The organism is Actinomyces stomatis (assembly GCF_031292835.1).
Lineage (GTDB): Bacteria > Actinomycetota > Actinomycetes > Actinomycetales > Actinomycetaceae > Actinomyces > Actinomyces stomatis.
The window spans coordinates 1-22,952 of the sequence record NZ_JASPEP010000015.1 but is presented as its reverse complement, the minus strand read 5'-3'; the positions used below and the strand labels follow the sequence as shown (position 1 = coordinate 22,952).

Annotated in this window: 34 protein-coding genes; 33 read left to right on the top strand and 1 reads right to left on the bottom strand. The window is 66.8% G+C overall.

Going from position 1 to position 22,952, the window contains the following annotated elements; genetic code table 11:
• Positions 1-86: 86 nt before the first annotated feature.
• The 33 genes from tuf (at position 87) to rplQ (ending at position 22,566) form a co-directional block, all read left to right on the top strand.
• Entirely contained in the window at positions 87-1,277 is a 1,191-nt protein-coding gene (tuf, locus tag RIV12_RS08865) for an elongation factor Tu (RefSeq protein WP_009394384.1), read from the top strand.
• 416 nt (positions 1,278-1,693) lie between these two features.
• A complete protein-coding gene (locus RIV12_RS08860) occupies positions 1,694-3,298 on the top strand; it encodes a SpaH/EbpB family LPXTG-anchored major pilin (RefSeq protein ID WP_309323238.1) in 1,605 nt (534 codons plus the stop codon).
• Positions 3,299-3,534: 236 nt separating this feature from the next.
• On the top strand, positions 3,535-4,773 hold the full coding sequence (locus tag RIV12_RS08855) for a class C sortase (protein WP_309323236.1): 1,239 nt from the start codon (positions 3,535-3,537) through the stop codon (positions 4,771-4,773).
• Between the two features lie 258 nt (positions 4,774-5,031).
• Positions 5,032-5,340 carry a 30S ribosomal protein S10 gene (gene rpsJ / locus RIV12_RS08850; RefSeq protein ID WP_003786051.1) on the top strand — a complete coding sequence of 103 codons (309 nt, stop codon included), beginning with the start codon at positions 5,032-5,034 and terminating at the stop codon, positions 5,338-5,340.
• 8 nt (positions 5,341-5,348) lie between these two features.
• Entirely contained in the window at positions 5,349-6,017 is a 669-nt protein-coding gene (rplC, locus tag RIV12_RS08845) for a 50S ribosomal protein L3 (RefSeq protein ID WP_075377473.1), read from the top strand.
• 4 nt (positions 6,018-6,021) lie between these two features.
• Entirely contained in the window at positions 6,022-6,666 is a 645-nt protein-coding gene (gene rplD / locus RIV12_RS08840) for a 50S ribosomal protein L4 (RefSeq protein WP_009403568.1), read from the top strand.
• A complete protein-coding gene (rplW, locus tag RIV12_RS08835) occupies positions 6,663-6,965 on the top strand; it encodes a 50S ribosomal protein L23 (protein WP_003786064.1) in 303 nt (100 codons plus the stop codon). Before rplD ends, rplW begins: the two co-directional genes overlap by 4 nt.
• Before the next feature lie 26 nt (positions 6,966-6,991).
• Positions 6,992-7,828, top strand: a complete 837-nt coding sequence (rplB, locus tag RIV12_RS08830; protein ID WP_009747234.1) for a 50S ribosomal protein L2 — start codon at positions 6,992-6,994, stop codon at positions 7,826-7,828.
• Positions 7,829-7,842: 14 nt separating this feature from the next.
• Positions 7,843-8,121 carry a 30S ribosomal protein S19 gene (gene rpsS / locus RIV12_RS08825; protein WP_003786073.1) on the top strand — a complete coding sequence of 93 codons (279 nt, stop codon included), beginning with the start codon at positions 7,843-7,845 and terminating at the stop codon, positions 8,119-8,121.
• Between the two features lie 31 nt (positions 8,122-8,152).
• A complete protein-coding gene (gene rplV / locus RIV12_RS08820) occupies positions 8,153-8,530 on the top strand; it encodes a 50S ribosomal protein L22 (RefSeq protein WP_003789298.1) in 378 nt (125 codons plus the stop codon).
• On the top strand, positions 8,530-9,351 hold the full coding sequence (rpsC, locus tag RIV12_RS08815) for a 30S ribosomal protein S3 (RefSeq protein ID WP_003789299.1): 822 nt from the start codon (positions 8,530-8,532) through the stop codon (positions 9,349-9,351). Before rplV ends, rpsC begins: the two co-directional genes overlap by 1 nt.
• 3 nt (positions 9,352-9,354) lie before the next feature.
• Positions 9,355-9,774 (top strand): 50S ribosomal protein L16, encoded by a 420-nt coding sequence (rplP, locus tag RIV12_RS08810; protein WP_003781881.1) that lies wholly within the window; start codon positions 9,355-9,357, stop codon positions 9,772-9,774.
• On the top strand, positions 9,774-10,019 hold the full coding sequence (rpmC, locus tag RIV12_RS08805; RefSeq protein ID WP_009403578.1) for a 50S ribosomal protein L29: 246 nt from the start codon (positions 9,774-9,776) through the stop codon (positions 10,017-10,019). Before rplP ends, rpmC begins: the two co-directional genes overlap by 1 nt.
• A complete protein-coding gene (gene rpsQ, locus RIV12_RS08800) occupies positions 10,016-10,309 on the top strand; it encodes a 30S ribosomal protein S17 (protein ID WP_003789301.1) in 294 nt (97 codons plus the stop codon). Before rpmC ends, rpsQ begins: the two co-directional genes overlap by 4 nt.
• Before the next feature lie 1,060 nt (positions 10,310-11,369).
• Positions 11,370-11,738, top strand: coding sequence for a 50S ribosomal protein L14 (rplN, locus tag RIV12_RS08795; RefSeq protein WP_003781898.1), 369 nt, complete (start codon positions 11,370-11,372; stop codon positions 11,736-11,738).
• Between the two features lie 2 nt (positions 11,739-11,740).
• A complete protein-coding gene (gene rplX, locus RIV12_RS08790) occupies positions 11,741-12,085 on the top strand; it encodes a 50S ribosomal protein L24 (protein ID WP_003781892.1) in 345 nt (114 codons plus the stop codon).
• 2 nt (positions 12,086-12,087) lie between these two features.
• Positions 12,088-12,645: a 50S ribosomal protein L5 gene (rplE, locus tag RIV12_RS08785; RefSeq protein WP_009396382.1), complete on the top strand. Its 558-nt coding sequence runs from the start codon at positions 12,088-12,090 to the stop codon at positions 12,643-12,645.
• 1 nt (position 12,646) lies between these two features.
• Entirely contained in the window at positions 12,647-12,832 is a 186-nt protein-coding gene (locus RIV12_RS08780; protein WP_003781856.1) for a type Z 30S ribosomal protein S14, read from the top strand.
• Between the two features lie 58 nt (positions 12,833-12,890).
• Positions 12,891-13,289 (top strand): 30S ribosomal protein S8, encoded by a 399-nt coding sequence (gene rpsH / locus RIV12_RS08775; protein WP_003781870.1) that lies wholly within the window; start codon positions 12,891-12,893, stop codon positions 13,287-13,289.
• A 21-nt stretch (positions 13,290-13,310) separates the two neighbouring features.
• Positions 13,311-13,850: a 50S ribosomal protein L6 gene (rplF, locus tag RIV12_RS08770; protein WP_003781878.1), complete on the top strand. Its 540-nt coding sequence runs from the start codon at positions 13,311-13,313 to the stop codon at positions 13,848-13,850.
• A 2-nt stretch (positions 13,851-13,852) separates the two neighbouring features.
• Positions 13,853-14,233, top strand: a complete 381-nt coding sequence (gene rplR / locus RIV12_RS08765; RefSeq protein WP_003789309.1) for a 50S ribosomal protein L18 — start codon at positions 13,853-13,855, stop codon at positions 14,231-14,233.
• A gap of 34 nt (positions 14,234-14,267) precedes the next feature.
• Complete coding sequence (gene rpsE, locus RIV12_RS08760; RefSeq protein ID WP_003781868.1) at positions 14,268-14,975, top strand: 30S ribosomal protein S5; 708 nt, start codon at positions 14,268-14,270, stop codon at positions 14,973-14,975.
• Positions 14,975-15,181, top strand: coding sequence for a 50S ribosomal protein L30 (gene rpmD, locus RIV12_RS08755; RefSeq protein ID WP_009396392.1), 207 nt, complete (start codon positions 14,975-14,977; stop codon positions 15,179-15,181). Before rpsE ends, rpmD begins: the two co-directional genes overlap by 1 nt.
• A 1-nt stretch (position 15,182) precedes the next feature.
• A complete protein-coding gene (rplO, locus tag RIV12_RS08750; RefSeq protein WP_003789315.1) occupies positions 15,183-15,659 on the top strand; it encodes a 50S ribosomal protein L15 in 477 nt (158 codons plus the stop codon).
• A 353-nt stretch (positions 15,660-16,012) separates the two neighbouring features.
• Positions 16,013-17,305, top strand: a complete 1,293-nt coding sequence (secY, locus tag RIV12_RS08745) for a preprotein translocase subunit SecY (protein ID WP_309323234.1) — start codon at positions 16,013-16,015, stop codon at positions 17,303-17,305.
• Positions 17,302-17,889 carry an adenylate kinase gene (locus tag RIV12_RS08740; protein ID WP_309323232.1) on the top strand — a complete coding sequence of 196 codons (588 nt, stop codon included), beginning with the start codon at positions 17,302-17,304 and terminating at the stop codon, positions 17,887-17,889. The genes secY and RIV12_RS08740 overlap by 4 nt, the downstream gene beginning before the upstream one ends.
• A 136-nt stretch (positions 17,890-18,025) precedes the next feature.
• Complete coding sequence (gene map / locus RIV12_RS08735; protein WP_309323230.1) at positions 18,026-18,907, top strand: type I methionyl aminopeptidase; 882 nt, start codon at positions 18,026-18,028, stop codon at positions 18,905-18,907.
• 375 nt (positions 18,908-19,282) lie between these two features.
• The gene (gene infA, locus RIV12_RS08730) at positions 19,283-19,504 is read left to right on the top strand and encodes a translation initiation factor IF-1 (protein ID WP_003781847.1); all 222 of its coding nucleotides are present in this window, start codon (positions 19,283-19,285) and stop codon (positions 19,502-19,504) included.
• A 33-nt stretch (positions 19,505-19,537) separates the two neighbouring features.
• Positions 19,538-19,651 carry a 50S ribosomal protein L36 gene (gene rpmJ / locus RIV12_RS08725; RefSeq protein ID WP_003781903.1) on the top strand — a complete coding sequence of 38 codons (114 nt, stop codon included), beginning with the start codon at positions 19,538-19,540 and terminating at the stop codon, positions 19,649-19,651.
• Between the two features lie 165 nt (positions 19,652-19,816).
• Positions 19,817-20,191, top strand: a complete 375-nt coding sequence (gene rpsM, locus RIV12_RS08720) for a 30S ribosomal protein S13 (RefSeq protein ID WP_010614542.1) — start codon at positions 19,817-19,819, stop codon at positions 20,189-20,191.
• Between the two features lie 62 nt (positions 20,192-20,253).
• On the top strand, positions 20,254-20,655 hold the full coding sequence (gene rpsK / locus RIV12_RS08715) for a 30S ribosomal protein S11 (protein ID WP_003781888.1): 402 nt from the start codon (positions 20,254-20,256) through the stop codon (positions 20,653-20,655).
• Between the two features lie 156 nt (positions 20,656-20,811).
• Positions 20,812-21,813: a DNA-directed RNA polymerase subunit alpha gene (locus RIV12_RS08710; RefSeq protein ID WP_075417354.1), complete on the top strand. Its 1,002-nt coding sequence runs from the start codon at positions 20,812-20,814 to the stop codon at positions 21,811-21,813.
• Between the two features lie 30 nt (positions 21,814-21,843).
• The gene (gene rplQ, locus RIV12_RS08705) at positions 21,844-22,566 is read left to right on the top strand and encodes a 50S ribosomal protein L17, sunset domain variant (RefSeq protein ID WP_075417353.1); all 723 of its coding nucleotides are present in this window, start codon (positions 21,844-21,846) and stop codon (positions 22,564-22,566) included.
• 111 nt (positions 22,567-22,677) lie between these two features.
• On the opposite strand, the gene RIV12_RS08700 is transcribed toward rplQ, so the two are convergent.
• Positions 22,678-22,952: tetratricopeptide repeat protein (locus RIV12_RS08700; RefSeq protein WP_309323228.1), on the bottom strand; the 275-nt coding region annotated here is incomplete at its 5' end.

The following is a 22,952-nucleotide window of genomic DNA, read 5'->3' as shown; positions in this document are numbered from 1 at the left end:
GTAGAGACTCTCGACGCCCGGGCGGCTAGCATGTGTGCTAGTCGAATCCCGACGAAGAGAACTACCCGAGTCCCAGGAGGACACCAGTGGCCAAGGCCAAGTTCGAGCGGACCAAGCCGCACGTCAACATCGGAACGATCGGTCACGTCGACCACGGTAAGACGACGCTGACCGCTGCGATCTCCAAGGTTCTGCACGACGAGTACCCCGAGCTGAACCCCTTCACCCCCTTCGACGAGATCGACAAGGCTCCTGAGGAGCGTCAGCGCGGTATCACCATCAACATCGCGCACGTCGAGTACGAGACCGACAAGCGCCACTATGCGCACGTCGACGCCCCCGGGCACGCCGACTACATCAAGAACATGATCACCGGTGCCGCCCAGATGGATGGCGCGATCCTCGTGGTCGCCGCCACCGACGGCCCGATGGCCCAGACCCGCGAGCACGTCCTGCTCGCCCGCCAGGTGGGCGTCCCCGCCCTCCTCGTGGCCCTCAACAAGTCCGACATGGTGGACGACGAGGAGCTCCTCGACCTGGTTGAGATGGAGGTGCGCGAGCTCCTGTCCTCCCAGGACTACGACGGCGACGAGGCTCCCGTCATCCGTGTCTCCGCTCTCAAGGCCCTCGAGGGCGACGCCGAGTGGGCCGCCAAGATCAAGGAGCTCATGGACGCGGTGGATGACTTCATCCCCACCCCCGAGCGTGACATGGACAAGCCCTTCCTCATGCCCATCGAGGACGTCTTCACCATCACCGGTCGCGGCACCGTCGTCACCGGTCGTGTGGAGCGCGGCAAGCTCCCGATCAACTCCGAGGTCGAGATCCTCGGTATCCGCGAGGCCCAGAAGACCACGGTCACCGGTATCGAGATGTTCCACAAGCAGATGGACGAGGCCTGGGCCGGCGAGAACTGCGGTCTGCTCCTGCGCGGCACCCGCCGCGAGGACGTCGAGCGCGGTCAGGTCATCTGCAAGCCCGGCTCCATCACCCCGCACACCGAGTTCGAGGGCCACGTCTACATCCTCACCAAGGACGAGGGCGGCCGCCACAACCCCTTCTACTCGAACTACCGTCCGCAGTTCTACTTCCGGACCACGGACGTCACCGGTGTCATCACCCTGCCCGAGGGCACCGAGATGGTCATGCCCGGTGACACCACCGAGATGAGCGTCCAGCTCATCCAGCCCATCGCCATGGAGGAGGGCCTCGGCTTCGCCATCCGTGAGGGTGGCCGCACCGTCGGCTCCGGCCGCGTCACCAAGGTCATCAAGTGACCCACTGACGCTCCGCGCCTCCGCGTAGCACCAGACCTCCCCGGTCAGAGCAGTTGCTCTGACCGGGGAGGTCTTTTGTGTCCTTGAACCGAGGGGTGACGCCCTACCGACGGCACGAATAGTAGTAATAGTGACATCAATAATGCGTGGGTGTGATGCCGCCGTAATAAAAGGCATCGCAATGCAGTAACGGACGATTTCAGATCTATTACCGGCACGGTTTCTCTCGGTTTCTTGGGCTAGTTTATCGACGGTGCCCAGGTGTGGGTGTCAACGCTTGTGAACAGGCGGTTGCAACGTTGTTCCGTTGGTGCCGTCGGACGAGACGGACGTGCTCGCTGGAGAACACGCTCCCGATTTAACCCTGTCATGCGCAGCCTTCCCCGGCGGCGCACAGTGAAAGGAAATCCCAACCCATGAAGTACAACGCCAGCAAGCTGGGGCGTCGGGCTGCAGCCACAGCCGGTGTCCTCACCCTGGCCGTGCTTGGTCTGGCCCCCATGGCTCAGGCCGAGAACGCCAACCACGGAGACATCAACACCGAGGCGTTAGGCTCCCTCACCATCCACAAGCACCTCACCGGAGACGGCAATCCCATCGGTGCTCCTGACGGCACCGCTTCCAACGACGATGGCAAAGGTGCACCGGTCTCCGGAGTGCAGTTCACGGCCTACGAGATCAATGGGATCGACCTGAAGACCTCAGAGGGATGGACCAAGGTCAACGCCCTGACCAACACCGGAGCGATCCCTGACAACGCCTGCGCCACCCCTGGGCAGCCGACGCTCCCCAACTACACCTTCGGCCCGAGCAGGGTCTCGGGCGACACTGATCGCGACGGACAGGCCAAGATCGAGAGCCTGCCGGTCAAGGCCTATCTCGTGTGCGAGACCAAGACTCCTGGCAACATCGTCCAGAAGGCCAAGCCTTTCGTTGTGACGATTCCTCACCCGAACACTGCCGCGAAGGCGGATGGCACGTGGCTCTACGACGTCCACGTCTACCCCAAGAACGAGAAGATCGAGGTCGCCAAGACCATCGAGGACCAGAGGAACAACGGCTACGTCGTCGGGTCCAAAGTCCGCTTCCCGGTCTCCTCGACGCTGCCGAAGCTGGATGACAATTCCTACTACAAGTACTACCAGTTCAAGGACACCCTGGACAATCGTCTGAAGCAGGTAACGGCGACAGACGTCACCCTCGGCGAGACGCGGCTGAATGAGGGCACCGACTACGGCCTGGGCACCGCCGGGCAGACCGTGACCGTGACCTTCACCCAGAATGGTCTGAACAAGCTCAAGGGCAATCCGGGTCAGAAGCTTCAGGCGGTCTTTGAGGGAGTCGTCTCCGAAATCGGCGACGGCAGCATCAACAACACGGCCCAGCTCATCTCCGACACGACCTACGACGAGCAGCCCCCGACACCTGAGACGCCTCCCGCCGACCCCGACAACCCTCCGACGACCGAACAGGTGACCTCGAAGTGGGGCGACCTGACGATCAAGAAGGTTGACGGCAACGACCGGTCGGGCGACAAGGAAGGCCTCAAGGGCGCTGAGTTCCAGATCTACAAGGCCAAGGAGGCCTACGCGGACACATGCTCCCCGGAGGCCGATGGGCAGCCCCTCACCATTAACGGTGAGAACACCTTCACGACTGGTGAGGGCGGCACTATCAACTTCAAGGCCCTGTTCGTCTCCGACTCCGTCCAGGATGCCGGTCGTGACAACCAGGTGGATGCGGCCCACCGTTGCTACGTGCTGGTGGAGACCAAGGCTCCTGCCGGCTACGTGCTTCCCGCAAACGCCAGTCGGGCCATCACCGTGGAGCCTGGAGCTGGTGTGACGCAGCAGGTCGTGATCGACAACGTCAAGCAGACGGTTCCGGGTCTGCCCCTGACCGGTGCCAACGGCATGCTCATCCTGACCGCCTCCGGCGCGGCCCTGCTGATGATCGCCGTCGGCTCCGTCCTCGTGGCCCGCTACCGCGAGCGCAAGCGGAACGCGGAGCTCTCCGCCTGATGACAATCGCTGCCTGCTGAGGCTCACGGGCCTCAGCAGGCAGCCACGACCGTGCAGGCCTCATCTCAACCGCGTCTTGACCGTGTTCTGAACATGTCTCGATCGTCAGGTCTCGGCCTGAGCGGAAACGGTGCAGGCACTCGGCGATCCTCGATCCGTCGAGCGCCTGCACCGTCATGTGCAACCCCGCACCATCTCCACCCCGGATACCCGACCCTGGAAGCGCACGAGGCCCCATGATCTCCCGCAACCCACGCAAACCCCGCACCGCCCGGACTCCGCGCACCCGCGCTTCGATCACCCAGAAGCACCGCCGTCCCCGTGCCTGGCGCCTGTCGATCTCAGCCCTGGTCACCTCCATCATGGCGGTCGTGGGCATGGGTCTGCTGACCTATCCGACGGCGGCCTCCTGGGTGGCTCAGTACAACCAGTCGAAGGTGACCGCCGACTACTCGGCTCAGGTCGACGGCGCCCGGCCGGACGCCAAGACCCAGATCGCCCAGGCCCACGCGTACAACGAGGCGCTCTCCGCCGGCGCGGTCCTGGAGGCCAACAACCACGTACCCACCGGTGCCGGCTCCAGCAAGGACAGCTCCCTGAAGTACGCCAATATCCTCAAGGCCAATAACGAGGGCCTCATGGCCCGTCTCAAGATCCCCTCCATCTCCCTGGACCTGCCCGTCTACCACGGCACGGCCGAGGACACTCTGCTCAAGGGCCTGGGGCACCTGGAGGGCACTTCCCTGCCGGTCGGGGGAGAGGGGACCCGGTCGGTCATCACCGGGCACCGCGGCCTGGCTGAGGCCACCATGTTCACCCACCTGGACAAGGTGAAGAGCGGTGACAGTCTCATCGTCGAGGTCTTCGGGGAGGTCCTCACCTATCGGGTCACCAGCACCAAGGTCGTGGAGCCAGAGGAGACCGAGGCCCTGCGCGTTGAGGAGGGTAAGGACCTGCTCACCCTGGTGACCTGCACGCCCCTGGGCATCAACACCCACCGCATCCTGCTGACCGGCGAGCGCGTCTACCCGACCCCATCCAAGGACGTCGCGGCGGCGGGCAAGCGCCCTGACATCCCGCACTTCCCCTGGTGGGCCGTCGCGCTGGTGGCGGGGCTCATCATCGTCGGGCTGTACCTGTGGCGCTCGGGCTACGTGGCGGCGCGGGCCACGGAGCGCGCCCTGGCCAGGACGCGCGACAAGGAGCAGGAGCCGCGTCCGCAGACCTGGGCCGAGCAGATGCAGATCTGGATGGACGAGGATGCCGGTGTCGAGCCTCGGAGGTGTTTCACCGACCTGCCGGTCCCACAGGAGCCCTCCGAGGCGGAGAACCAGGCGCTTCTGGAGGAGATCGCGTCACTGTCGGCGTCCTCCGGCCGATGGGATGATCAGGAGCTCATCGACACCGCGGAGATCCCGGCGCTGGACGCGACACGCCCGAGCGCGGGGGCCAGTGGGCGGACTCACAGCCTCTAGGCCCCATCCTGGGTTCCGCTGCCCGTGCGAGCCCTGATAACGTAATCCGGCCGGCCAAGGGCGTGCACGTGTGTGCCCCTGGTTGTGCCGACCCGGGTCTCCCCGGGATTCATTCTGACGGACCCGTTCCTCCTGAACGGGTTTCCGTGTGTCCAGACCGGTTCACCACCTCCCATCACCGGGGGTGGCGTGCTTCCTGAAGCGACACGCCCGAGCGCGTGGACCGGCCAGAAGCAAGTACAAGAGAGGTTAGGCGCCATGGCGGGACAGAAGATCCGCATCCGGCTCAAGTCCTACGACCACGAGGTCATCGATTCCTCGGCGCGCAAGATCGTCGACGTCGTGACCCGCGCTGGCGCGACGGTCGTGGGCCCGGTGCCGCTGCCGACCGAGAAGAACGTGTTCTGCGTGATCCGGTCGCCGCACAAGTACAAGGACAGCCGCGAGCACTTCGAGATGCGCACGCACAAGCGGCTGATCGACATCGTCGACCCGACGCCCAAGGCCGTCGACTCGCTCATGCGTCTCGACCTGCCCGCTGACGTCAACATCGAGATCAAGCTCTGAGGACTGCCATGACAACGCTTAACACGCCGGCTGCCGCCGCGCCTGCCAAGGCGCTGCTCGGCACCAAGCTCGGCATGACGCAGATCTGGGACGAGAACGGGGTCCTGCGCCCCGTGACCGTCGTCCGGGTCGACACCAACGTCGTGACCCAGGTCCGCACCATCGAGACCGATGGCTACGAGGCCGTTCAGCTCGCCTTCGGCGACATCGACGCCCGCAAGGTCACCAAGCCGCTCGCCGGCCACTTCGCCAAGGCCGGGGTCGAGCCCCGCCGCCACGTGGCGGAGATCCGCACCTCCCTGGCGTCCGAGTTCACCCCCGGCCAGGAGCTGGCCGCCGACACCTTCGAGGTCGGTCAGCTGGTCGACGTCACCGGGACCTCCAAGGGTAAGGGTTTCGCCGGTGTCATGAAGCGCCACGGCTTCGCCGGTGTGGGTGCCTCCCACGGTGCTCACCGCAACCACCGCAAGCCTGGCTCCATCGGTGCCTGTGCCACCCCCGGACGCATCTTCAAGGGCCTGCGCATGGCCGGCCGTATGGGCCACGCGCGCCGCACCGTCCAGAACCTCAAGATCCGCGGCGTCGACGTTGACAAGGGCGTTCTGCTCGTCAACGGCGCGATCCCCGGCCCCAAGGGCTCGGTCGTCGTCGTCCGCACCGCCGTGAAGGGAGCCTGAGACCATGACTGAGGCACTCACCGTCGACGTCGTCGACTCCGCGGGCAAGAAGACCGGCAGCGTCGAGCTGCCCGCCGAGGTCTTCGACGCCCCCCTCAACATTCCGCTCATGCACCAGGTGGTCGTCGGCCAGCTGGCCGCGGCCCGCCAGGGCACCCACGCCACCAAGACCCGCGGCGACGTCCGTGGCGGTGGCCGCAAGCCCTACCGCCAGAAGGGCACCGGCCGCGCCCGCCAGGGCTCGACCCGCGCCCCGCAGTTCGTCGGCGGTGGCACCGTCCACGGCCCGCAGCCGCGCGACTACACCCAGCGGACCCCCAAGAAGATGAAGGCCGCCGCCCTGCGCAGCGCCCTGTCCGACCGCGCCCGCAACGGCCGCGTCCACGTCATCACCGAGTTCGTCACCACCACGGTGCCCTCCACCAAGAACGCCCTGGTCGCGCTGCGCAACCTCACCGACCGCAAGGCCCTGGTGATCGTGGACCGTCAGGACGACCTGTCCAGGCTCAGCCTGCGCAACGCCCCCGAGGCGCACGTCCTGTGGGCAGACCAGCTCAACACCTACGACGTCCTCAAGTCCGACGACGTCGTCTTCACGGCCTCTGGCCTGGACGCGTTCCTGGGCAAGGGTGAGGAGGAGTCCAAGTGAGCCTCGAGAAGTCCAAGAACCCCCGCGACGTCATCATCGCGCCGGTGGTCTCCGAGAAGTCCTACGCCTGCATGGACCGTGGCCAGTACACGTTCATCGTGGCGCCGGGATCCAACAAGACCGAGATCAAGCAGGCCGTCGAGGCCATCTTCGATGTCAAGGTCTCCTCGGTGAACACCATCAACCGCAAGGGCAAGACGCACCGCACCCGCACCGGGATCGGCAAGTCCAAGGACACCCGCCGTGCGATCGTCACCCTGCGCGAGGGGACCATCGACATCTTCGGTGATGTGGCCTAGTGCGCCACGGAAGGTAAAGGATCGATATGGGAATCCGTAAGTACAAGCCCACGACCCCGGGTCGTCGCGGCTCCTCCGTGGCCGACTTCGTGGAGATCACGCGCAGCACGCCCGAGAAGTCGTTGGTGCGCCCGCTGAGCAAGTCCGGTGGACGTAACTCCTCCGGCCGTATCACCACCCGCCACAAGGGTGGTGGCCACAAGCGCGCCTACCGTCTCATCGACTTCCGTCGTCACGACAAGGACGGCGTGCCCGCCAAGGTCGCTCACATCGAGTACGACCCCAACCGCACCGCGCGCATCGCCCTGCTGCACTACATGGACGGTGAGAAGCGCTACATCATCGCCCCGAACAAGCTCCGTCAGGGCGACGTCGTCGAGGCCGGCCCCAGCGCCGACATCAAGCCCGGCAACAACCTGCAGCTGCGTCACATCCCCACCGGTACGGTCGTCCACGCGGTCGAGCTGCGTCCCGGTGGCGGGGCCAAGATCGCTCGCAGCGCCGGCACCTCCGTCCAGCTGGTCGCCAAGGAGGGCAAGTACGCGCAGCTGCGCATGCCCTCCGGGGAGATCCGCAACGTGGAGGCCGCCTGCCGCGCCACCATCGGCGAGGTCGGCAACGCCGAGCAGTCCAACATCAACTGGGGCAAGGCCGGCCGTATGCGCTGGAAGGGCGTGCGCCCGACCGTCCGCGGTGTCGTCATGAACCCGGTGGACCACCCGCACGGTGGTGGTGAGGGCAAGACCTCCGGTGGTCGTCACCCCGTCTCGCCGTGGGGCAAGCCCGAGGGCCGCACCCGCCGTCCCAACAAGTCCAGCGACCGCCTCATCGTGCGTCGTCGTCGGACCGGCAAGAAGCGCTGATAGGAGCCTGAATCATGCCGCGTAGTCTGAAGAAGGGTCCCTTCGTCGACGACCACCTCCTCAAGAAGGTGGACGCTCAGAACGAGAAGGGCACTAAGAACGTCATTAAGACCTGGTCCCGCCGTTCGGTCATCACTCCGGACTTCCTGGGGCACACCTTCGCCGTCCACGACGGTCGCAAGCACGTGCCGGTCTTCGTTACCGAGTCCATGGTGGGCCACAAGCTCGGTGAGTTCGCTCCGACCCGCACCTTCCGCGGGCACGTCAAGGACGACCGCAAGTCGCGTCGCTGACGGACGTCGGAAAGTTTGAGAGGCAGAGAACATGGAAGCCAAGGCGCAGGCCAAGTACGTGCGCTGCACGCCGATGAAGGCGCGCCGGGTCGTGGACGTCGTCCGCGGCAAGCGCGCCGTCGAGGCCGTCAACGTGCTCCGATTCGCCCCGCAGGCCGCTGCGGTGCCGGTGCGCAAGGTCCTCGAGTCCGCAATCGCCAACGCCCGGTTCAAGGCTGAGCGTGACGGTGAGCGTTTCGACGAGAACGACCTGTTCATCATCGAGGCGTTCGCCGACGAGGGTCCCACCCTGAAGCGGTTCCGTCCCCGTGCGCAGGGCCGGGCCAGCAGGATCCTCAAGCGGACCAGCCACATCACCGTCATCGTCGGGGACAAGTCCGACGCCGCAACGAAGGAAGGAGCCCGGTAATGGGGCAGAAGGTCAACCCGACCGGGTTCCGCCTGGGCATCACCACGGACCACCGCTCGCGCTGGTTCGCCGACTCCACCAAGCCCGGTCAGCGTTACCGCGACTTCGTGGAGGAGGATGTCAAGATCCGCCGTCTCATGGAGGACGGCATGGAGCGGGCAGGTATCTCCAAGGTCGACATCGAGCGCACCCGTGACCGCGTGCGTGTCGACCTGCACACCGCCCGTCCCGGCATTGTCATCGGTCGCCGCGGAGCCGAGGCCGAGCGCCTGCGCGGTCAGCTCGAGAAGCTGACCGGCAAGCAGGTCCAGCTCAACATCCTCGAGGTCAAGAGCCCCGACCTGGACGCCCAGCTGGTCGCCCAGGGCATCGCCGAGCAGCTCGCCTCCCGCGTGTCCTTCCGTCGCGCCATGCGCAAGGGCATGCAGTCCGCGATGCGAGCCGGCGCCAAGGGCATCCGGGTGCAGTGCTCCGGCCGCCTGGGCGGCGCCGAGATGAGCCGCAGCGAGTTCTACCGCGAGGGGCGCGTGCCGCTGCACACCCTGCGCGCGAACATCGACTACGGCTTCTACGAGGCCAAGACCACCTTCGGCCGCCTCGGCGTCAAGGTGTGGATCTACAAGGGCGACATCACCGAGCGTGAGTTCGCCCGTCAGCAGGCCGAGTCCGGCTCCCGTGGCCGGGGCCGGGGCGAGCGCCGCGGCGGCCGTCGTGGCGACCGCGGTGAGCGCGGTTCGCGTCAGAACACCGAGCAGCAGCAGGCCGCCGAGCAGACGCCGGCCGCCGAGACCGCTGCCGCAGACCAGGGAACGGAGGCCTGAGCCGTGCTCATCCCCCGCCGGACCAAGTTCCGCAAGCAGCACCGCCCGCACCGCACGGGCCTTTCCAAGGGCGGCAACCAGATCGCCTTCGGTGAGTACGGCATTCAGGCCCTCGAGCCCGCCTACATCACCAACCGCCAGATCGAGGCGGCCCGTATCGCCATGACCCGTCACATCAAGCGTGGCGGCAAGGTGTGGATCAACATCTTCCCGGACCGCCCCCTGACCAAGAAGCCCGCCGAGACCCGTATGGGTTCCGGTAAGGGTGCACCCGAGTGGTGGATCGCCAACGTCAAGCCCGGACGCATCCTGTTCGAGCTCGGCGGTGTCGACGAGGCCCTCGCCCGCGAGGCCATGCGCCGCGCACAGCACAAGCTTCCGATGAAGACCCGTTTCGTGACTCGTGAGGGTGGTGACGTCTGATGGCAATCGGTTCCAAGGGCCTGACCCCCGCCGACCTCGACGGCATGGACAACGAGCGCCTCTCCGAGGAGCTCTCCAAGGCCAAGGCCGAGCTGTTCAACCTCCGGTTCGCCTCGGCGACCGGCCAGCTCGAGGACCACGGACGTCTCAAGGCTGTGCGTCGCGACATCGCCCGTATCTACACGATCGTGCGCGAGCGTGAGCTCGGTATTCGCACCGCCCCGAGCACGGAGGAGTCCAAGTGAGCGAGCAGACCAGCACCGAGAACGTCGAGCAGTCCACCGAGCGCCCTCAGCGCAAGGTGCGTCGTGGCTACGTCGTCTCCGACAAGATGGACAAGACGGTTGTCGTCCTCGTCGAGGAGCGCTACAAGCACTCCCTGTACGGCAAGGTCCTCCGTCGCTCCAAGAAGGTCAAGGTCCACGACGAGAACAACGAGGCCGGTGTCGGCGATCTCGTCTCCATCATGGAGACCCGCCCGCTGAGCGCCACCAAGCACTTCCGCCTCCTGGAGATCCTCGAGCGCGCCAAGTGACCCTCGGCTGATCGCCGCTCTCGACGACGTCGAGACGGCCCCCGACGCCGCAGCATCCCACCCGGGAGGCTGCGGCGTCGGCGTCGTTGACCGCGGGTCCTCGCGGTCAACCGCCCCGCGGGACATATGCAGCCTTGCGGTGCGGCTCCGATGCCGAGCCGATGCTGCAGGCAGCCCAGTGTCCACAGCGCTGACATCAACGATCCCGCCATCAGCGCGCCCAGCGAGGATCGTTGGAATGCTGCGGTTTCTTCCCGGCGTGCAGCGCCGATGCAGGGTTGATGTCAGCACCATGGACACCGCCGGTCCGCCAGGTGGCCTCCATCGGCCCACCATCACGTCCGGAAGTACCAGCCCCATCCCGGAACCACGCCCGAGCGACTGTCTCAAAGGCTGTGACACTCCCGTTTCTCAGAAGCGAGGAGACAAGGACACGCGGACAACCCATGGCCAGTGTGGTCTCAGCACTCGTGGAGTGACGGACCCGGACCCAGGGTGGGCAGTCGCTCGATGGAGTGCCCAGGTGGCGACGTCGTCGGGCGCATACCGCGGTAAGCGAACCCGGTGCAGGTCGCTCCTGACCGGAGCCGGCGGCGGATCTCCGATGACAGTCAGGCGGATCGGGGACTGCGCTTTCCGACGGGGACGTCCTTGACCTCCAAAGGACGACGGTCGCGCCCCCAGTCGTCTGGAGGACAACGCAGTCCTCGGCCGGCAGGTACGTCGTCGAACAGGGGCCGGCGGCGTGCCTCGGGACGTCGGAGCAGGAAGTCCGGGAAAAGCCGGTGAGCAAAGGCACAGGCCCTGGTGGTCATCTCAGGTTCCGCGTGATACGGCGGCTGGACTAGGCTAATGGAGTTGCGCGCGCCCTCGGTGCGCCCGGCAGAGACCTCGTGCAGTCTGCGCCTGTGTCTGTCGGGAGAGCGTACCGCGGGCATCCCCTATCCCTGGGTCGGCCTCGTGCGGCCTGCGGCCGGGGGAGACGTGTGCAAGACCAGAAGAACGTTCGGCCAGGCTCAGGAGCTTCCTGAGAACCGGCTCGACGACAGGAGAACACTCAATGATCCAGCAGGAGTCGCGACTGAAGGTCGCCGACAACACCGGTGCCAAGGAGATCCTTTGCATCCGTGTTCTCGGTGGATCGGGTCGGCGCTATGCGGGTATCGGCGACACGATCGTCGCCACCGTCAAGGACGCCATTCCCGGCGGCAACGTGAAGAAGGGCGAGGTCGTCAAGGCCGTCGTCGTGCGTGCCCGCAAGGAGCGTCGTCGTCCCGACGGCTCATACATCCGCTTCGACGAGAACGCCGCCGTCATCCTCAAGAACGATGGGGAGCCGCGCGGTACGCGCATCTTCGGCCCCGTCGGCCGTGAGCTTCGCGAGAAGAAGTTCATGCGCATCGTCTCGCTCGCCCCGGAGGTGATCTGAACATGGCACGCATTAAGAAGGGCGACCAGGTCATCGTCATCGCCGGTAAGGACAAGGGCAAGACCGGCCGCGTTCTGGAGGTCCTCAAGGGCACTGACCGTGTCATCGTCGAGGGCGTCCAGCGCGTAACCAAGCACACCAAGGTGGGGCAGTCCCAGCAGGGCGCCCGCACCGGCGGCATCGAGACCGTTGAGGCACCCATCCACGCCTCCAACGTCATGCTCGTCGACCCCAAGACCAAGAAGCGCACCCGCGTGGGCTTCCGTGTCGAGGAGGGCGTGCGTCCCGACGGCCGCAAGCGCACCGTTCGCGTGCGTTACGCCAAGAAGAGCGGGGAGGACCTGTGACCATGGCTGAGAAGACCACCCCCCGTCTCAAGACGAAGTACACCGAGGAGGTGCGCCCCGCCCTGCTCAAGGAGTTCCAGCACGGCAACGTGATGGAGGTCGGGCGCGTCGTCAAGGTCGTCGTCAACATGGGTGTGGGCGAGGCCGCCCACGACTCCAAGATGATCGAGGGCGCCGTGCGCGACCTCGCTGCCATCACCGGCCAGAAGCCTCAGGTCACCCGGGCCCGCAAGTCCATCGCGCAGTTCAAGCTGCGCGAGGGCATGCCGATCGGCGCGCACTCCACGCTGCGCGGCGACCGCATGTGGGAGTTCCTGGACCGTCTGGTCTCGATCTCCCTGCCCCGTATCCGCGACTTCCGCGGTCTGAGCCCCAAGCAGTTCGACGGGAACGGCAACTACACCTTCGGTCTGACCGAGCAGGCTGTCTTCCACGAGATCGACCAGGACCAGATCGACCGCGTCCGCGGCATGGACATCACCGTGGTGACCACGGCTAAGACCGACGAGGAGGCCCGTTCGCTGCTCAAGCAGCTCGGCTTCCCCTTCAAGGAGAAGTGAGATGGCGAAGACCGCACTGATTGAGAAGGCGAACCGCAAGCCCAAGTTCGGTGTCCGTGCCTACACGCGCTGCCAGCGCTGCGGCCGCCCGCACTCGGTCTACCGCAAGTTCGGCCTGTGCCGTATCTGCCTGCGTGAGATGGCCCTTCGCGGCGAGCTCCCGGGCGTGAGCAAGTCCAGCTGGTAAGAACTTACGTCGCAGGTCCGCTGAGGAAACCACGACGAGGAAGGGCCAAGGCCCACTCATGACAATGACAGACCCCATCGCAGACATGCTGACCCGTCTGCGCAACGCAAACAGCGCCTACCACGACACCGTGTCGATGCCGTCGAGCAAGCTCAAGGTGAACATCGCTGAGATGCTCAAGTCCGAGGGCTACATCGCCGGCTACGAGGTCACGGACGCCGAGGTCGGCAAGACGCTCACGCTGAGCCTCAAGTACGGAGCCAACCGTCAGCGGGCCATCCAGGGCCTGCGCCGGATCTCCAAGCCCGGCCTGCGCGTCTACGCCAAGTCCACCAACCTGCCCAAGGTCCTCGGCGGCCTGGGAGTGGCGATCCTGTCCACCTCCTCCGGCCTCCTGACCGACAAGCAGGCCGAGTCGCGTGGCGTGGGCGGCGAAGTCCTCGCCTACGTCTGGTAAGAGAAGGAACGGAGGAAAACCATGTCTCGTATTGGACGGCTCCCCGTTCCGGTCCCTGCCGGAGTGGACGTCACCATCGACGGCCAGGACGTGACGGTCAAGGGCCCCAAGGGCACCCTGTCCCGCACGATCAGCGAGCCCCTGAGCGTCACCCGCCAGGAGGACGGCTCCATCCTGGTCACGCGCCCCGACGACGAGCGCCGCTCGCGCTCGCTGCACGGACTGTCGCGCACCCTCATCAACAACATGGTGATCGGCGTCACCGAGGGCTACAGCAAGCAGCTCGAGATCGTCGGCACCGGTTACCGCGTCGCCGCCAAGGGTCAGGGCATCGAGCTCTCCCTCGGCTTCTCCCACACCGTGACCGTCGAGCCCCCCGAGGGCATCACCTTCACGGTCGACGGCAACCTGAAGATCACCGTCTCCGGTATCTCCAAGGAGCAGGTCGGCGAGGTCGCGGCGAACATCCGCAAGATCCGTCCGCCGGAGCCCTACAAGGGCAAGGGCGTGCGCTACGCCGGCGAGAACGTGCGCCGCAAGGTCGGAAAGGCTGGTAAGTGACCATGGCTTACTCGATCAAGAGGGGCAAGGGCAACCCCCGCGCCATCGCCCGCAAGATCCGTCACCAGCGCGTGCGCAAGCACATTTCCGGCACGCCCGAGCGTCCCCGCCTGGTGGTCACCCGCTCCAACCGCCACATGGTGGCTCAGGTCGTGGACGACACCATCGGTCACACCCTGTGCGCCGCCTCCACCCTGGAGGAGGCCGCCAAGGGCGTCGAGGGCCACAAGGTGGGCGCCGCCCACAAGGTCGGCGAGCTCATCGCCGAGCGTGCCAAGGCGCTGGGCATCGAGGCAGTCGTGTTCGACCGCGGTGGCAACAAGTACCACGGCCGTGTCGCGGCCGTCGCCGAGGGCGCCCGCGAGGGCGGCCTGAAGCTGTGAGCACTAAGACGACGAGAAAGCAGAGGAACATCTGATGGCTGCACCGCAGCGAGACAGGTCCGCGTCGTCCGACGGCTCGGCCCAGCGCGAGAACGACGAGCGCCGGGGCGAGGGCCGCGGCCGCCGCGACCGCAACAACGACCGCCGCGACCGTGGTCGCGGCAACGACGACAAGTACATCGAGCGCGTCGTCACCATCAACCGCGTGTCCAAGGTCGTCAAGGGCGGCCGCCGCTTCACCTTCACGGCTCTCGTGGTCGTCGGTGACGGCGAGGGCACCGTCGGCGTGGGCTACGGCAAGGCGAAGGAAGTTCCCGCCGCCATCGCCAAGGCCGTCGAGATCGCGAAGAAGAACTTCTTCCACGTCCCGATGATCCGCCGCACCATCCCGCACCTGGTCCAGGGTGAGGACTCCGCCGGAGTCGTTCTCCTGCGCCCGGCGTCCCCCGGTACCGGTGTTATCGCCGGTGGCCCGGTGCGCGCCGTGCTGGACTGCGCCGGCGTCCACGACATCCTGTCCAAGTCGCTGGGCTCCTCCAACGCGATCAACATCGTGCACGCCACGGTGGACGCCCTCAAGCAGCTTGAGCAGCCCGAGGCCGTCGCGGCCCGCCGTGGCCTGCCCCTGGAGGACGTCGCCCCGCAGTCCATGCTGCGGGCCCGCGCCGAGGGCGAGGCCGACAAGCGCGCTCAGGCCGAGAAGCAGGAGGCCGAGAAGGCCGCTGAAGGAGTGGGTGCGTGATGGCTGAGTCCGCATCGAAGCAGATGACCAAGCAGCTCAAGGTCACTCAGGTCCGCTCTGGCATCGGGGGCACCCACCGCCAGCGCGAGTCCCTCAAGACCCTGGGTCTGCGCAAGATCCGCCAGTCCGTCGTGCGCGAGGACAGCCCCAGCGTGCGCGGCCTGATTGCCACGGTGCACCACCTGGTCACCGTTGAGGAGGTCTGAGATGGCTGACACCGAGAACACGCAGGAGGAGAAGGTGCGCGTCGTCAAGCTGCACCACCTGCGTCCCGCCCCCGGCGCCAAGAAGGCCAAGACCCGCGTGGGTCGTGGTGAGGCGTCCAAGGGTAAGACCGCCGGTCGCGGTACCAAGGGCACCAAGGCTCGTTACCAGGTCCGTCCTGGTTTCGAGGGTGGCCAGATGCCGCTGCACATGCGTCTGCCCAAGCTGCGCGGCTTCCGCAACCCCAACCGGGTCGAGTTCCAGCCCGTGAACGTCGGCCGCATCGCCGAGCTGTTCCCCGAGGGCGGCACGGTGACCGTGGAGGATCTCGTCGCCAAGGGTGCGGTTCGCAAGAACCAGCTCGTCAAGGTTCTCGGCGGCGGCGACGTCACCGTGGCCCTGACGCTCACGGTCGACGCCTGGTCCGGCTCCGCCAAGGAGAAGATCGAGGCCGCCGGCGGCACCATCGCCACGCGCTGAACGCCGGTCAGGCCGTGTCCGGCAGGGGAGTGACTCCCTGACGGGGCGGCCCTGACGAATCGCGAGAACACAGACCCCGGCGGTCCAGGGAAACCTGGGCCGCCGGGGTCTGTCGTGCCCCGACGTCGAACACCGAAACGACCACTGCGCACCGACGGTGAGGTGCCTTGGATCACCCCGCACTACCTCACCGGGACGAGACGTGAGAAAACCCGCACCTCATCGACGTTGCAACCCCGTCTCGGCGCCCAGGTGGCGAGCTGGGCGGGGTAGTCTGGGCCGGGCGCAGTTCCCCTGCGCTCCGCCTTGCTGCCCGCAAGGCCGAACCCACCCCCGAGTCCACAGGAGTTCGAGTGCTCAGCGCGTTCACTCAGGCGTTCAGAACGCCAGACCTCAGGGCGAAGCTGCTCTTCACCCTCGGCATCATGGCCCTGTTCCGGCTCGGGTCGATCCTGCCGGCCCCAGGCGTCAACCTGGCCAACGCCAAGCAATGCATCGCTGCTGCCGAGGATCAGAACCTTCTCAGCCTTGTCAACGTCTTCTCCGGTGGTGCGCTGCTTCAGCTGAGCGTCTTCGCGCTGGGCATCATGCCCTACATCACCGCCTCCATCATCATCCAGCTCCTGCGGGTCGTCATCCCCCGCTTCGAGGAGCTCCACAAGGAGGGGCAGGCCGGCACTGCCAAGCTCACCGAGTACACCCGCTACCTCACCATCGGCCTGGGACTGCTCCAGTCCAGCACCATTGTGGCCACCGCCAGGAGCGGCAAGCTCTTCCCGACCTGCAACAAGCCGGTCCTGCCCGACGGCTCAGTCATCAACCTGCTGCTCATCATCATCACCATGACCGCCGGCACCGGCCTCATCATGTGGCTGGGCGAGCTCATCACCGAGCGCGGCATCGGCAACGGCATGTCGCTGCTCATCTTCACCTCCATCGTGGCCCAGTTCCCCTCCAACATGTTCTCCATCGCCGGAGGCAACAACGGGGCGACCAACTTCGCCATCATCGTGGCCGTCGTCCTCGTGGCCACCCTCGCGGTCGTCTACATCGAGCAGGCTCAGCGGCGCATCCCCGTGCAGTACGCCAAGCGGATGATCGGGCGCCGCCAGTACGGCGGATCCACCACCTACATCCCGGTCAAGATCAACACGGCCGGCGTCATCCCCGTCATCTTCGCCTCCTCGATCCTGGCCATGCCCCAGCTCATCGCCGGCTTCGGTAATCAAACGAGCAAGTGGGTGCAGTGGATCATGACGAACCTGCAGCAGACGCACCCGATCTACCTGACCGCCTATGGCGTTCTCATCCTGTTCTTCGCCTTCTTCTACACGGCCATCACCTTCGACGCCGAGGAGATCGCGGACAACATGAAGCGTTACGGCGGCTTCATCCCCGGTATCCGCGCCGGCGAGCCCACCGTGCGCTACCTGTCCTACGTCATCAACCGCATCACGACGGCGGGCTCCATCTACCTGGTGGTCCTCGCCCTCATCCCGACGCTCGCGGTCATCTGGCTGGACCTGGCTCAGCACCTGCCCTTCGGTGGAACCACTATCCTCATCATGGTGGGCGTGGGCCTCCAGACCGTCAAGGAAGTCAACTCCCAGCTGCAGCAGCGTCACTACGAAGGGTTCTTGTCATGAGCGCACGCATGGTTCTTCTCGGTCCCCCTGGAGCGGGCAAGGGCACCCAGGCCGCCCGGATCGCCGAGTGCCTGGGCATCCCGGCCATCTCCACCGGAGACATCTTCCGAGCCAACGTCGCCGGCGCCACCGAGCTCGGCACCCAGGCCAAGGCCTACATGGACAAGGGCGAGTACGTGCCCGACTCCATCACCAACGCCATGGTCGCCGACCGCATCGCCCAGGCCGACTGCGAGGCCGGATTCCTCCTGGACGGCTACCCGCGCACCACCGCGCAGGTCGGCGAGCTCGACTCCATGCTGAAGGACTCGGGCCTGGCACTCGACGTCGTTGTCGAGATCACCGCCGACGCCGAGGCCGTCATCGCCCGCCTGCTCAAGCGGGCCGGCGAGCAGGGGCGCGCTGACGACACCGAGCCCGTCATCCGCCGCCGCCTCGAGGTCTACGCCGAGTCCACGGCCCCGCTGGCCGACCTCTACGCCGAGCGCGACCTGCTCGTCCAGGTCGACGGCATGGGCGAGATCGACGTCGTCACCGGCCGCATCATGGAAGCCCTCGCCTCCCGCGGCATCACAGGCTCCTGAAGCCCAACCACACCGGCGGGTCGTCTGCTCACGCGGACGACCCGCCTGCGCATGCTCCGGCCCGTCCCCGTACCTGACGGGGCGCTCGTCGGAACGCCCAGGCCCACCCCGCTCCACACGACCACAGGAGGCACCCGTGCTCTCACGCGAACAGATCCAGATCAAGACGCCTGAGCAGGTCCGTCTCATGCGCCGGGCCGGGCTCGTCGTCGCCGACATCCACGCGGCCCTGCGCAAGGCGGTGCGCGCTGGGATCACCACCGCCGAGCTCGACGCCGTCTCGGCCGGCGTCATCGAGGCCGCCGGTGCCCGCTCGAACTTCCTGGGCTACTACGACTACCCGGCCACCGTGTGCATCTCGGTCAACGATGAGGTCGTCCACGGCATCCCCGGCGAGCGGGTCCTGAAGGACGGGGACCTAGTCACCTTCGACTGCGGCGCCTACATCATCGACGACAACGGCACCCAGTGGCACGGCGACGCCGCCTTCACCGCCGTCGTCGGCGGGACGTACCTGAGCGAGACCGACCGGCTCGTGGACACCACCACCCGGCGGGCCCTGTGGGAGGCCATCGCCGCCGTCGCCCGCGCCGCAGCGGGGGAGGGGAGCGGACGCGAGCTGCGCCTCAACGCGATCGGCGACGCCGTCGAGGCCATTGTCGCGGACGTGGCCGCGCGGGAGGGCCACGAACTGGGCATCCTCCAGGAGTACGTCGGCCACGGCATCGGCACGAGCATGCACATGGCCCCCGACGTCCTCAACTACTCCGTCAAGCGGCGCGGTCCCCGCCTGCGCCCCGGCATGGTGCTGGCCATCGAGCCCATGCTCACCGCCGGCAGCCCGGCCACACGCGAGCTCGACGACGGCTGGACAGTCGTCACCCAGGACGGCTCCCACGCCGCCCAGTGGGAGCACACCGTGGCCATCGTCCCCGGCGGCGTGTGGGTCCTTACCGCGCCCGACGGCGGAGCCGAGGGCCTGGCCCCGTACGGCATCGAGCCCAAGGCACTGGGCTGAGACGCTGAGCCGGGAGCGGTTGCGAGGGCCCGTCGGGTTCAGGGCGCCCAGAGGTCGAGGACACACCTCAGGCCTCACGGACTGTGACCGGGGCGTGCGCCGTCAAGGGCGTGGGCGCGTCCTCGACGACACACGTGCCTGCGGTGTGTCAGGAAACACCGCGTGATCGCGCCATCTGGCATGGTGGAGCCCAGGCCGTCTGCCGTAAAGTTATCCGCTGGACGCGCGTCCGTCGATGACGCATGCCCTCATGTCGCATTCAAGACCCTGGTCACAGGGGATTGCCTGTGGTAGGGCCTCTGCAACGGCGACCGCGGCTGCCCGGCGGCGACGTCGTCGGGGTGAACTCGAGCGAGAAAGCACCGATGGAGGAACATGGCTAAGAAGGACGGAGTCATCGAGGTCGAGGGATCGGTCGTCGAGGCCCTTCCGAACGCGATGTTCCGGGTGGAGCTGAGCAACGGGCACGTCGTGCTCGCGCACATCTCCGGAAAGATGCGGCAGCACTACATCCGCATCCTCCCCGAGGACCGGGTGGTCGTGGAGCTGAGCCCCTACGACCTGTCCCGTGGCCGAATCGTCTACCGGTACAAGTGACATGTCGGCTCCCAGAGCCGGCGGAGGAACATCATGAAGGTCAAGCCGAGCGTCAAGAAGATCTGTGACAGCTGCAAGGTGATTCGTCGCCACGGCCGCGTCATGGTCATCTGCGAGAACCCGCGGCACAAGCAGCGTCAGGGCTGAGTCCCCGGCGCCGGGCCGCCCAGAGACCTGGACGGCCCTTTCCAGCACCCATCCCAGCGCACCCGCACCGCGGGTCCGCAACCCCCGGTTCTCGGAGGCCGGGGCCACCATGCGAGGTGGGGGAGATGGGTGACGACCTCCGGGAGCACACAGGAGAACCACACCGTGGCACGCATTTCCGGTGTCGACCTGCCTCGCGAGAAGCGAGTCGAGATCGCACTCACCTACATCTTCGGGATCGGACGCACCCGCGCGGACGAGACCCTGAAGGCGACGGGCGTCAACCCCGACACCCGCGTCAAGGACCTCACCGAGGAGGAGCTGGTCAAGCTCCGCACCCACATCGACGGCAACTACCAGGTTGAGGGTGACCTGCGCCGTGAGGTCCAGGCGGACATCCGCCGCAAGATCGAGATCGGCTGCTACCAGGGCCTGCGCCACCGCCGCCACCTGCCGGTGCACGGTCAGCGCACCAAGACCAACGCGCGTACCCGCAAGGGCCCCAAGCGCACCGTGGCCGGTAAGAAGAAGGCCAAGTAAGCAGCAGCTCGCGCCCCGCCCAGCGGAGAGCGCAGTGACGACCTCATCACGAAGAAGGAAGAATGCCTCCCAAGACCCGCGCCGCCGCGCGCAAGACGCGCCGCAAGGACCGCAAGAACGTTACCCACGGTCACGCCTACATCAAGTCCACCTTCAACAACACCATCGTCTCGCTGACGGACCCGCAGGGCGCCGTCATCGCCTGGTGCTCCTCCGGCCAGGTCGGCTTCAAGGGCTCGCGCAAGTCGACGCCCTACGCCGCCCAGCTCGCCGCCGAGGCCGCCGCCCGGCGCGCCCAGGAGCACGGCATGAAGAAGGTTGACGTCTTCGTCAAGGGTCCCGGCTCCGGCCGCGAGACCGCGATCCGCTCCCTCCAGGCCGCCGGCCTCGAGGTCGGCTCGATCACTGACGTCACCCCCCAGGCCTTCAACGGCTGCCGCCCGCCCAAGCGCCGTCGCGTCTGAGCTTCACGGGACGACGGCGCAGCCGGTGCTGCGTCGTCGTCTCACCACGTTCCGCCCCAACGGCGGGACGCGGAGTAGGGCCGGCCCGGTCGGGCCGGCGGCTCCACCCATGAGGAACGGCGTCATATAGCGGGCGCCGCGACGAAAGGAAACCACGTGCTCATTGCACAGCGACCCACGCTCACCGAGGAGGTCTTGGTCGAGGACCGCCGCTCGCGCTTCGTGCTCGAGCCCCTCGAGCCCGGCTTCGGCTACACGCTCGGCAACTCCCTGCGCCGCACGCTGCTGTCCTCCATCCCGGGGGCGGCCGTGACCAGCGTCCGCATCGACGGGGTGCCCCACGAGTTCCGCACGATCCCCGGGGTCAAGGAGGATGTCGCCCAGATCATCCTCAACATCAAGGAGATCGTCCTGTCCTCGGAGAACGACGAGCCGGTCGTCATGTACCTGCGCAAGTCCGGTCCGAGCGAGGTCACCGCCGGTGACATCACCCCGCCGGCCGGCGTCGAGATCCACAACCCCGAGCTGGTCATCGCCACTCTCAACGAGAAGGGCAAGCTGGAGATCGAGCTGACGGTCGAGCGCGGCCGCGGCTACGTCTCCGCCAACCAGAACAAGGACCCCAACGCGGAGATCTCCCGCATCCCGGTGGACTCGATCTACTCGCCGGTCAAGAAGGTCTCCTACTCCGTCGAGGCCACCCGTGTGGAGCAGCGCACCGACTTCGACCGTCTCATCGTCGACGTTGAGACCAAGTCCTCCATCACCCCGCGTGACGCCCTGGCCTCCGCCGGTAAGACGCTCGTGGAGCTCTTCGGCCTGGCCCGTGAGCTCAACGTCGAGGCCGAGGGCATCGAGGTCGGCCCCTCGCCGATCGACGAGGCCTTCCAGCAGGACCTGGCCCTCATGATCGACGAGCTCGACCTGCAGGCCCGCTCCTCCAACGCTCTCAAGCGCGAGGGCATCCACACCGTCGGTGAGCTCGTCTCGCGCAGCGAGGCCGACCTGCTCGACATCCGTAACTTCGGCGCCAAGTCCATCTCCGAGATCAAGGACAAGCTGGCCGAGCTGGGACTCTCCCTCAAGGGCTCCCCGGTCGACTACGTCTCGGACGACGACTACGCCAACCCCACTTTCAGCGACGAGACCCAGGCCTGAGCCGGCTCGTTATTCACCTAGGAGACAACCATGCCTCGCCCCACTAAGGGTCCCCGTCTGGGCGGCAGCGCCCAGCACGAGCGTCACCTGCTCGCCAACCTGGCCACGCAGCTCATCGTTCACGAGTCGATCAAGACCACGGAGGCTCGCGCCCGTCGCCTGCGTCCCTACGTCGAGAAGCTCATCACCAAGGGCAAGCGCGGCGACCTGCACGCCCGCCGCACCGTGCTGAAGAAGGTGACGGACAAGTACGCCGTCTACCGCCTCTTCGAGGAGCTCGCCCCCAAGTTCGAGGGCCGCGAGGGCGGTTACACCCGCATCATCAAGACGACCCCCCGCAAGGGTGACAACGCCCCCATGGCGGTCATCTCCCTGGTGCTGGAGCCGGTTGCCCGCAAGGAGATCGTGGAGGACGCGGTCGCCACCGCCAAGAAGGCCGCCCAGAAGGCCGTCGCCGACGAGGACAAGGCCGAGAAGGCCACGACCGAGAAGGCTGAGGAGAAGGCCGACAAGGCGGAGAAGGCTGACAAGGCCGAGTACGCCGGCGCGGTTCGCCTCGAGGAGGGCGCCACGGACGCTCCCGACGACGACCACCTGGTCAAGGGCAACGAGGACTCCATGAAGTACCACGTTCCCGGCTCGCGCTGGTACGACGCCACGGTCGCCGAGGTCTGGTTCGCCAGTGCCGAGGACGCCGAGGCCGCGGGCTTCGCCCCCGCTGGCGGCGCCGCCGCCCAGAAGGTCGAGAAGTGAGCCAGGGCTGACGCTCTGAGCGAGAACTCCGGGGAGGGCCGGTCACCCAATGGTGGCCGGCCCTCCCCGTGTTCCTCGGTGGTAGAGGAGCGATGCCGGCGTCGGGGAGCGTCAGACGCCGCCCTCCTCCAGGTCCTTCATCCGCTTGAGGACCTCATCTCGCACCTGCCGGATGCGGGCGGCCTCCTTAGTGTTGCCACTCCGCTCCAGGATGTTTGCATAGGTGTTGAGGGACGTGGCGAGGTTGGGGGTGTGGGCGGCTGGGTTGTGCTTGGCCAGGTTTCTACGGATAGTGACTGCTTCTTGGGCGGTTTGGAGGGCCTCGCGCTGCTGTCCGTTGCTAGCCAGATAGATGGCGAGGTTGTTGAGGGAGGCGGCGAGGTCGG

Excerpts from the sequence above, each read along its gene's own strand:
- RIV12_RS08860 (WP_309323238.1), top strand. The coding sequence starts at position 1,694 with ATGAAGTACAACGCCAGCAAGCTGGGGCGTCGGGCTGCAGCCACAGCC.
- RIV12_RS08855 (WP_309323236.1), top strand. The coding sequence starts at position 3,535 with ATGATCTCCCGCAACCCACGCAAACCCCGCACCGCCCGGACTCCGCGC.
- rpsJ (WP_003786051.1), top strand. The coding sequence starts at position 5,032 with ATGGCGGGACAGAAGATCCGCATCCGGCTCAAGTCCTACGACCACGAG.
- rplC (WP_075377473.1), top strand. The coding sequence starts at position 5,349 with ATGACAACGCTTAACACGCCGGCTGCCGCCGCGCCTGCCAAGGCGCTG.
- rplD (WP_009403568.1), top strand. The coding sequence starts at position 6,022 with ATGACTGAGGCACTCACCGTCGACGTCGTCGACTCCGCGGGCAAGAAG.
- rplB (WP_009747234.1), top strand. The coding sequence starts at position 6,992 with ATGGGAATCCGTAAGTACAAGCCCACGACCCCGGGTCGTCGCGGCTCC.
- rpsS (WP_003786073.1), top strand. The coding sequence starts at position 7,843 with ATGCCGCGTAGTCTGAAGAAGGGTCCCTTCGTCGACGACCACCTCCTC.
- rplV (WP_003789298.1), top strand. The coding sequence starts at position 8,153 with ATGGAAGCCAAGGCGCAGGCCAAGTACGTGCGCTGCACGCCGATGAAG.
- rpsC (WP_003789299.1), top strand. The coding sequence starts at position 8,530 with ATGGGGCAGAAGGTCAACCCGACCGGGTTCCGCCTGGGCATCACCACG.
- rpmC (WP_009403578.1), top strand. The coding sequence starts at position 9,774 with ATGGCAATCGGTTCCAAGGGCCTGACCCCCGCCGACCTCGACGGCATG.
- rplN (WP_003781898.1), top strand. The coding sequence starts at position 11,370 with ATGATCCAGCAGGAGTCGCGACTGAAGGTCGCCGACAACACCGGTGCC.
- rplX (WP_003781892.1), top strand. The coding sequence starts at position 11,741 with ATGGCACGCATTAAGAAGGGCGACCAGGTCATCGTCATCGCCGGTAAG.
- rplE (WP_009396382.1), top strand. The coding sequence starts at position 12,088 with ATGGCTGAGAAGACCACCCCCCGTCTCAAGACGAAGTACACCGAGGAG.
- RIV12_RS08780 (WP_003781856.1), top strand. The coding sequence starts at position 12,647 with ATGGCGAAGACCGCACTGATTGAGAAGGCGAACCGCAAGCCCAAGTTC.
- rpsH (WP_003781870.1), top strand. The coding sequence starts at position 12,891 with ATGACAATGACAGACCCCATCGCAGACATGCTGACCCGTCTGCGCAAC.
- rplF (WP_003781878.1), top strand. The coding sequence starts at position 13,311 with ATGTCTCGTATTGGACGGCTCCCCGTTCCGGTCCCTGCCGGAGTGGAC.
- rplR (WP_003789309.1), top strand. The coding sequence starts at position 13,853 with ATGGCTTACTCGATCAAGAGGGGCAAGGGCAACCCCCGCGCCATCGCC.
- rpsE (WP_003781868.1), top strand. The coding sequence starts at position 14,268 with ATGGCTGCACCGCAGCGAGACAGGTCCGCGTCGTCCGACGGCTCGGCC.
- rpmD (WP_009396392.1), top strand. The coding sequence starts at position 14,975 with ATGGCTGAGTCCGCATCGAAGCAGATGACCAAGCAGCTCAAGGTCACT.
- rplO (WP_003789315.1), top strand. The coding sequence starts at position 15,183 with ATGGCTGACACCGAGAACACGCAGGAGGAGAAGGTGCGCGTCGTCAAG.
- RIV12_RS08740 (WP_309323232.1), top strand. The coding sequence starts at position 17,302 with ATGAGCGCACGCATGGTTCTTCTCGGTCCCCCTGGAGCGGGCAAGGGC.
- infA (WP_003781847.1), top strand. The coding sequence starts at position 19,283 with ATGGCTAAGAAGGACGGAGTCATCGAGGTCGAGGGATCGGTCGTCGAG.
- rpmJ (WP_003781903.1), top strand. The coding sequence starts at position 19,538 with ATGAAGGTCAAGCCGAGCGTCAAGAAGATCTGTGACAGCTGCAAGGTG.
- rpsK (WP_003781888.1), top strand. The coding sequence starts at position 20,254 with ATGCCTCCCAAGACCCGCGCCGCCGCGCGCAAGACGCGCCGCAAGGAC.
- rplQ (WP_075417353.1), top strand. The coding sequence starts at position 21,844 with ATGCCTCGCCCCACTAAGGGTCCCCGTCTGGGCGGCAGCGCCCAGCAC.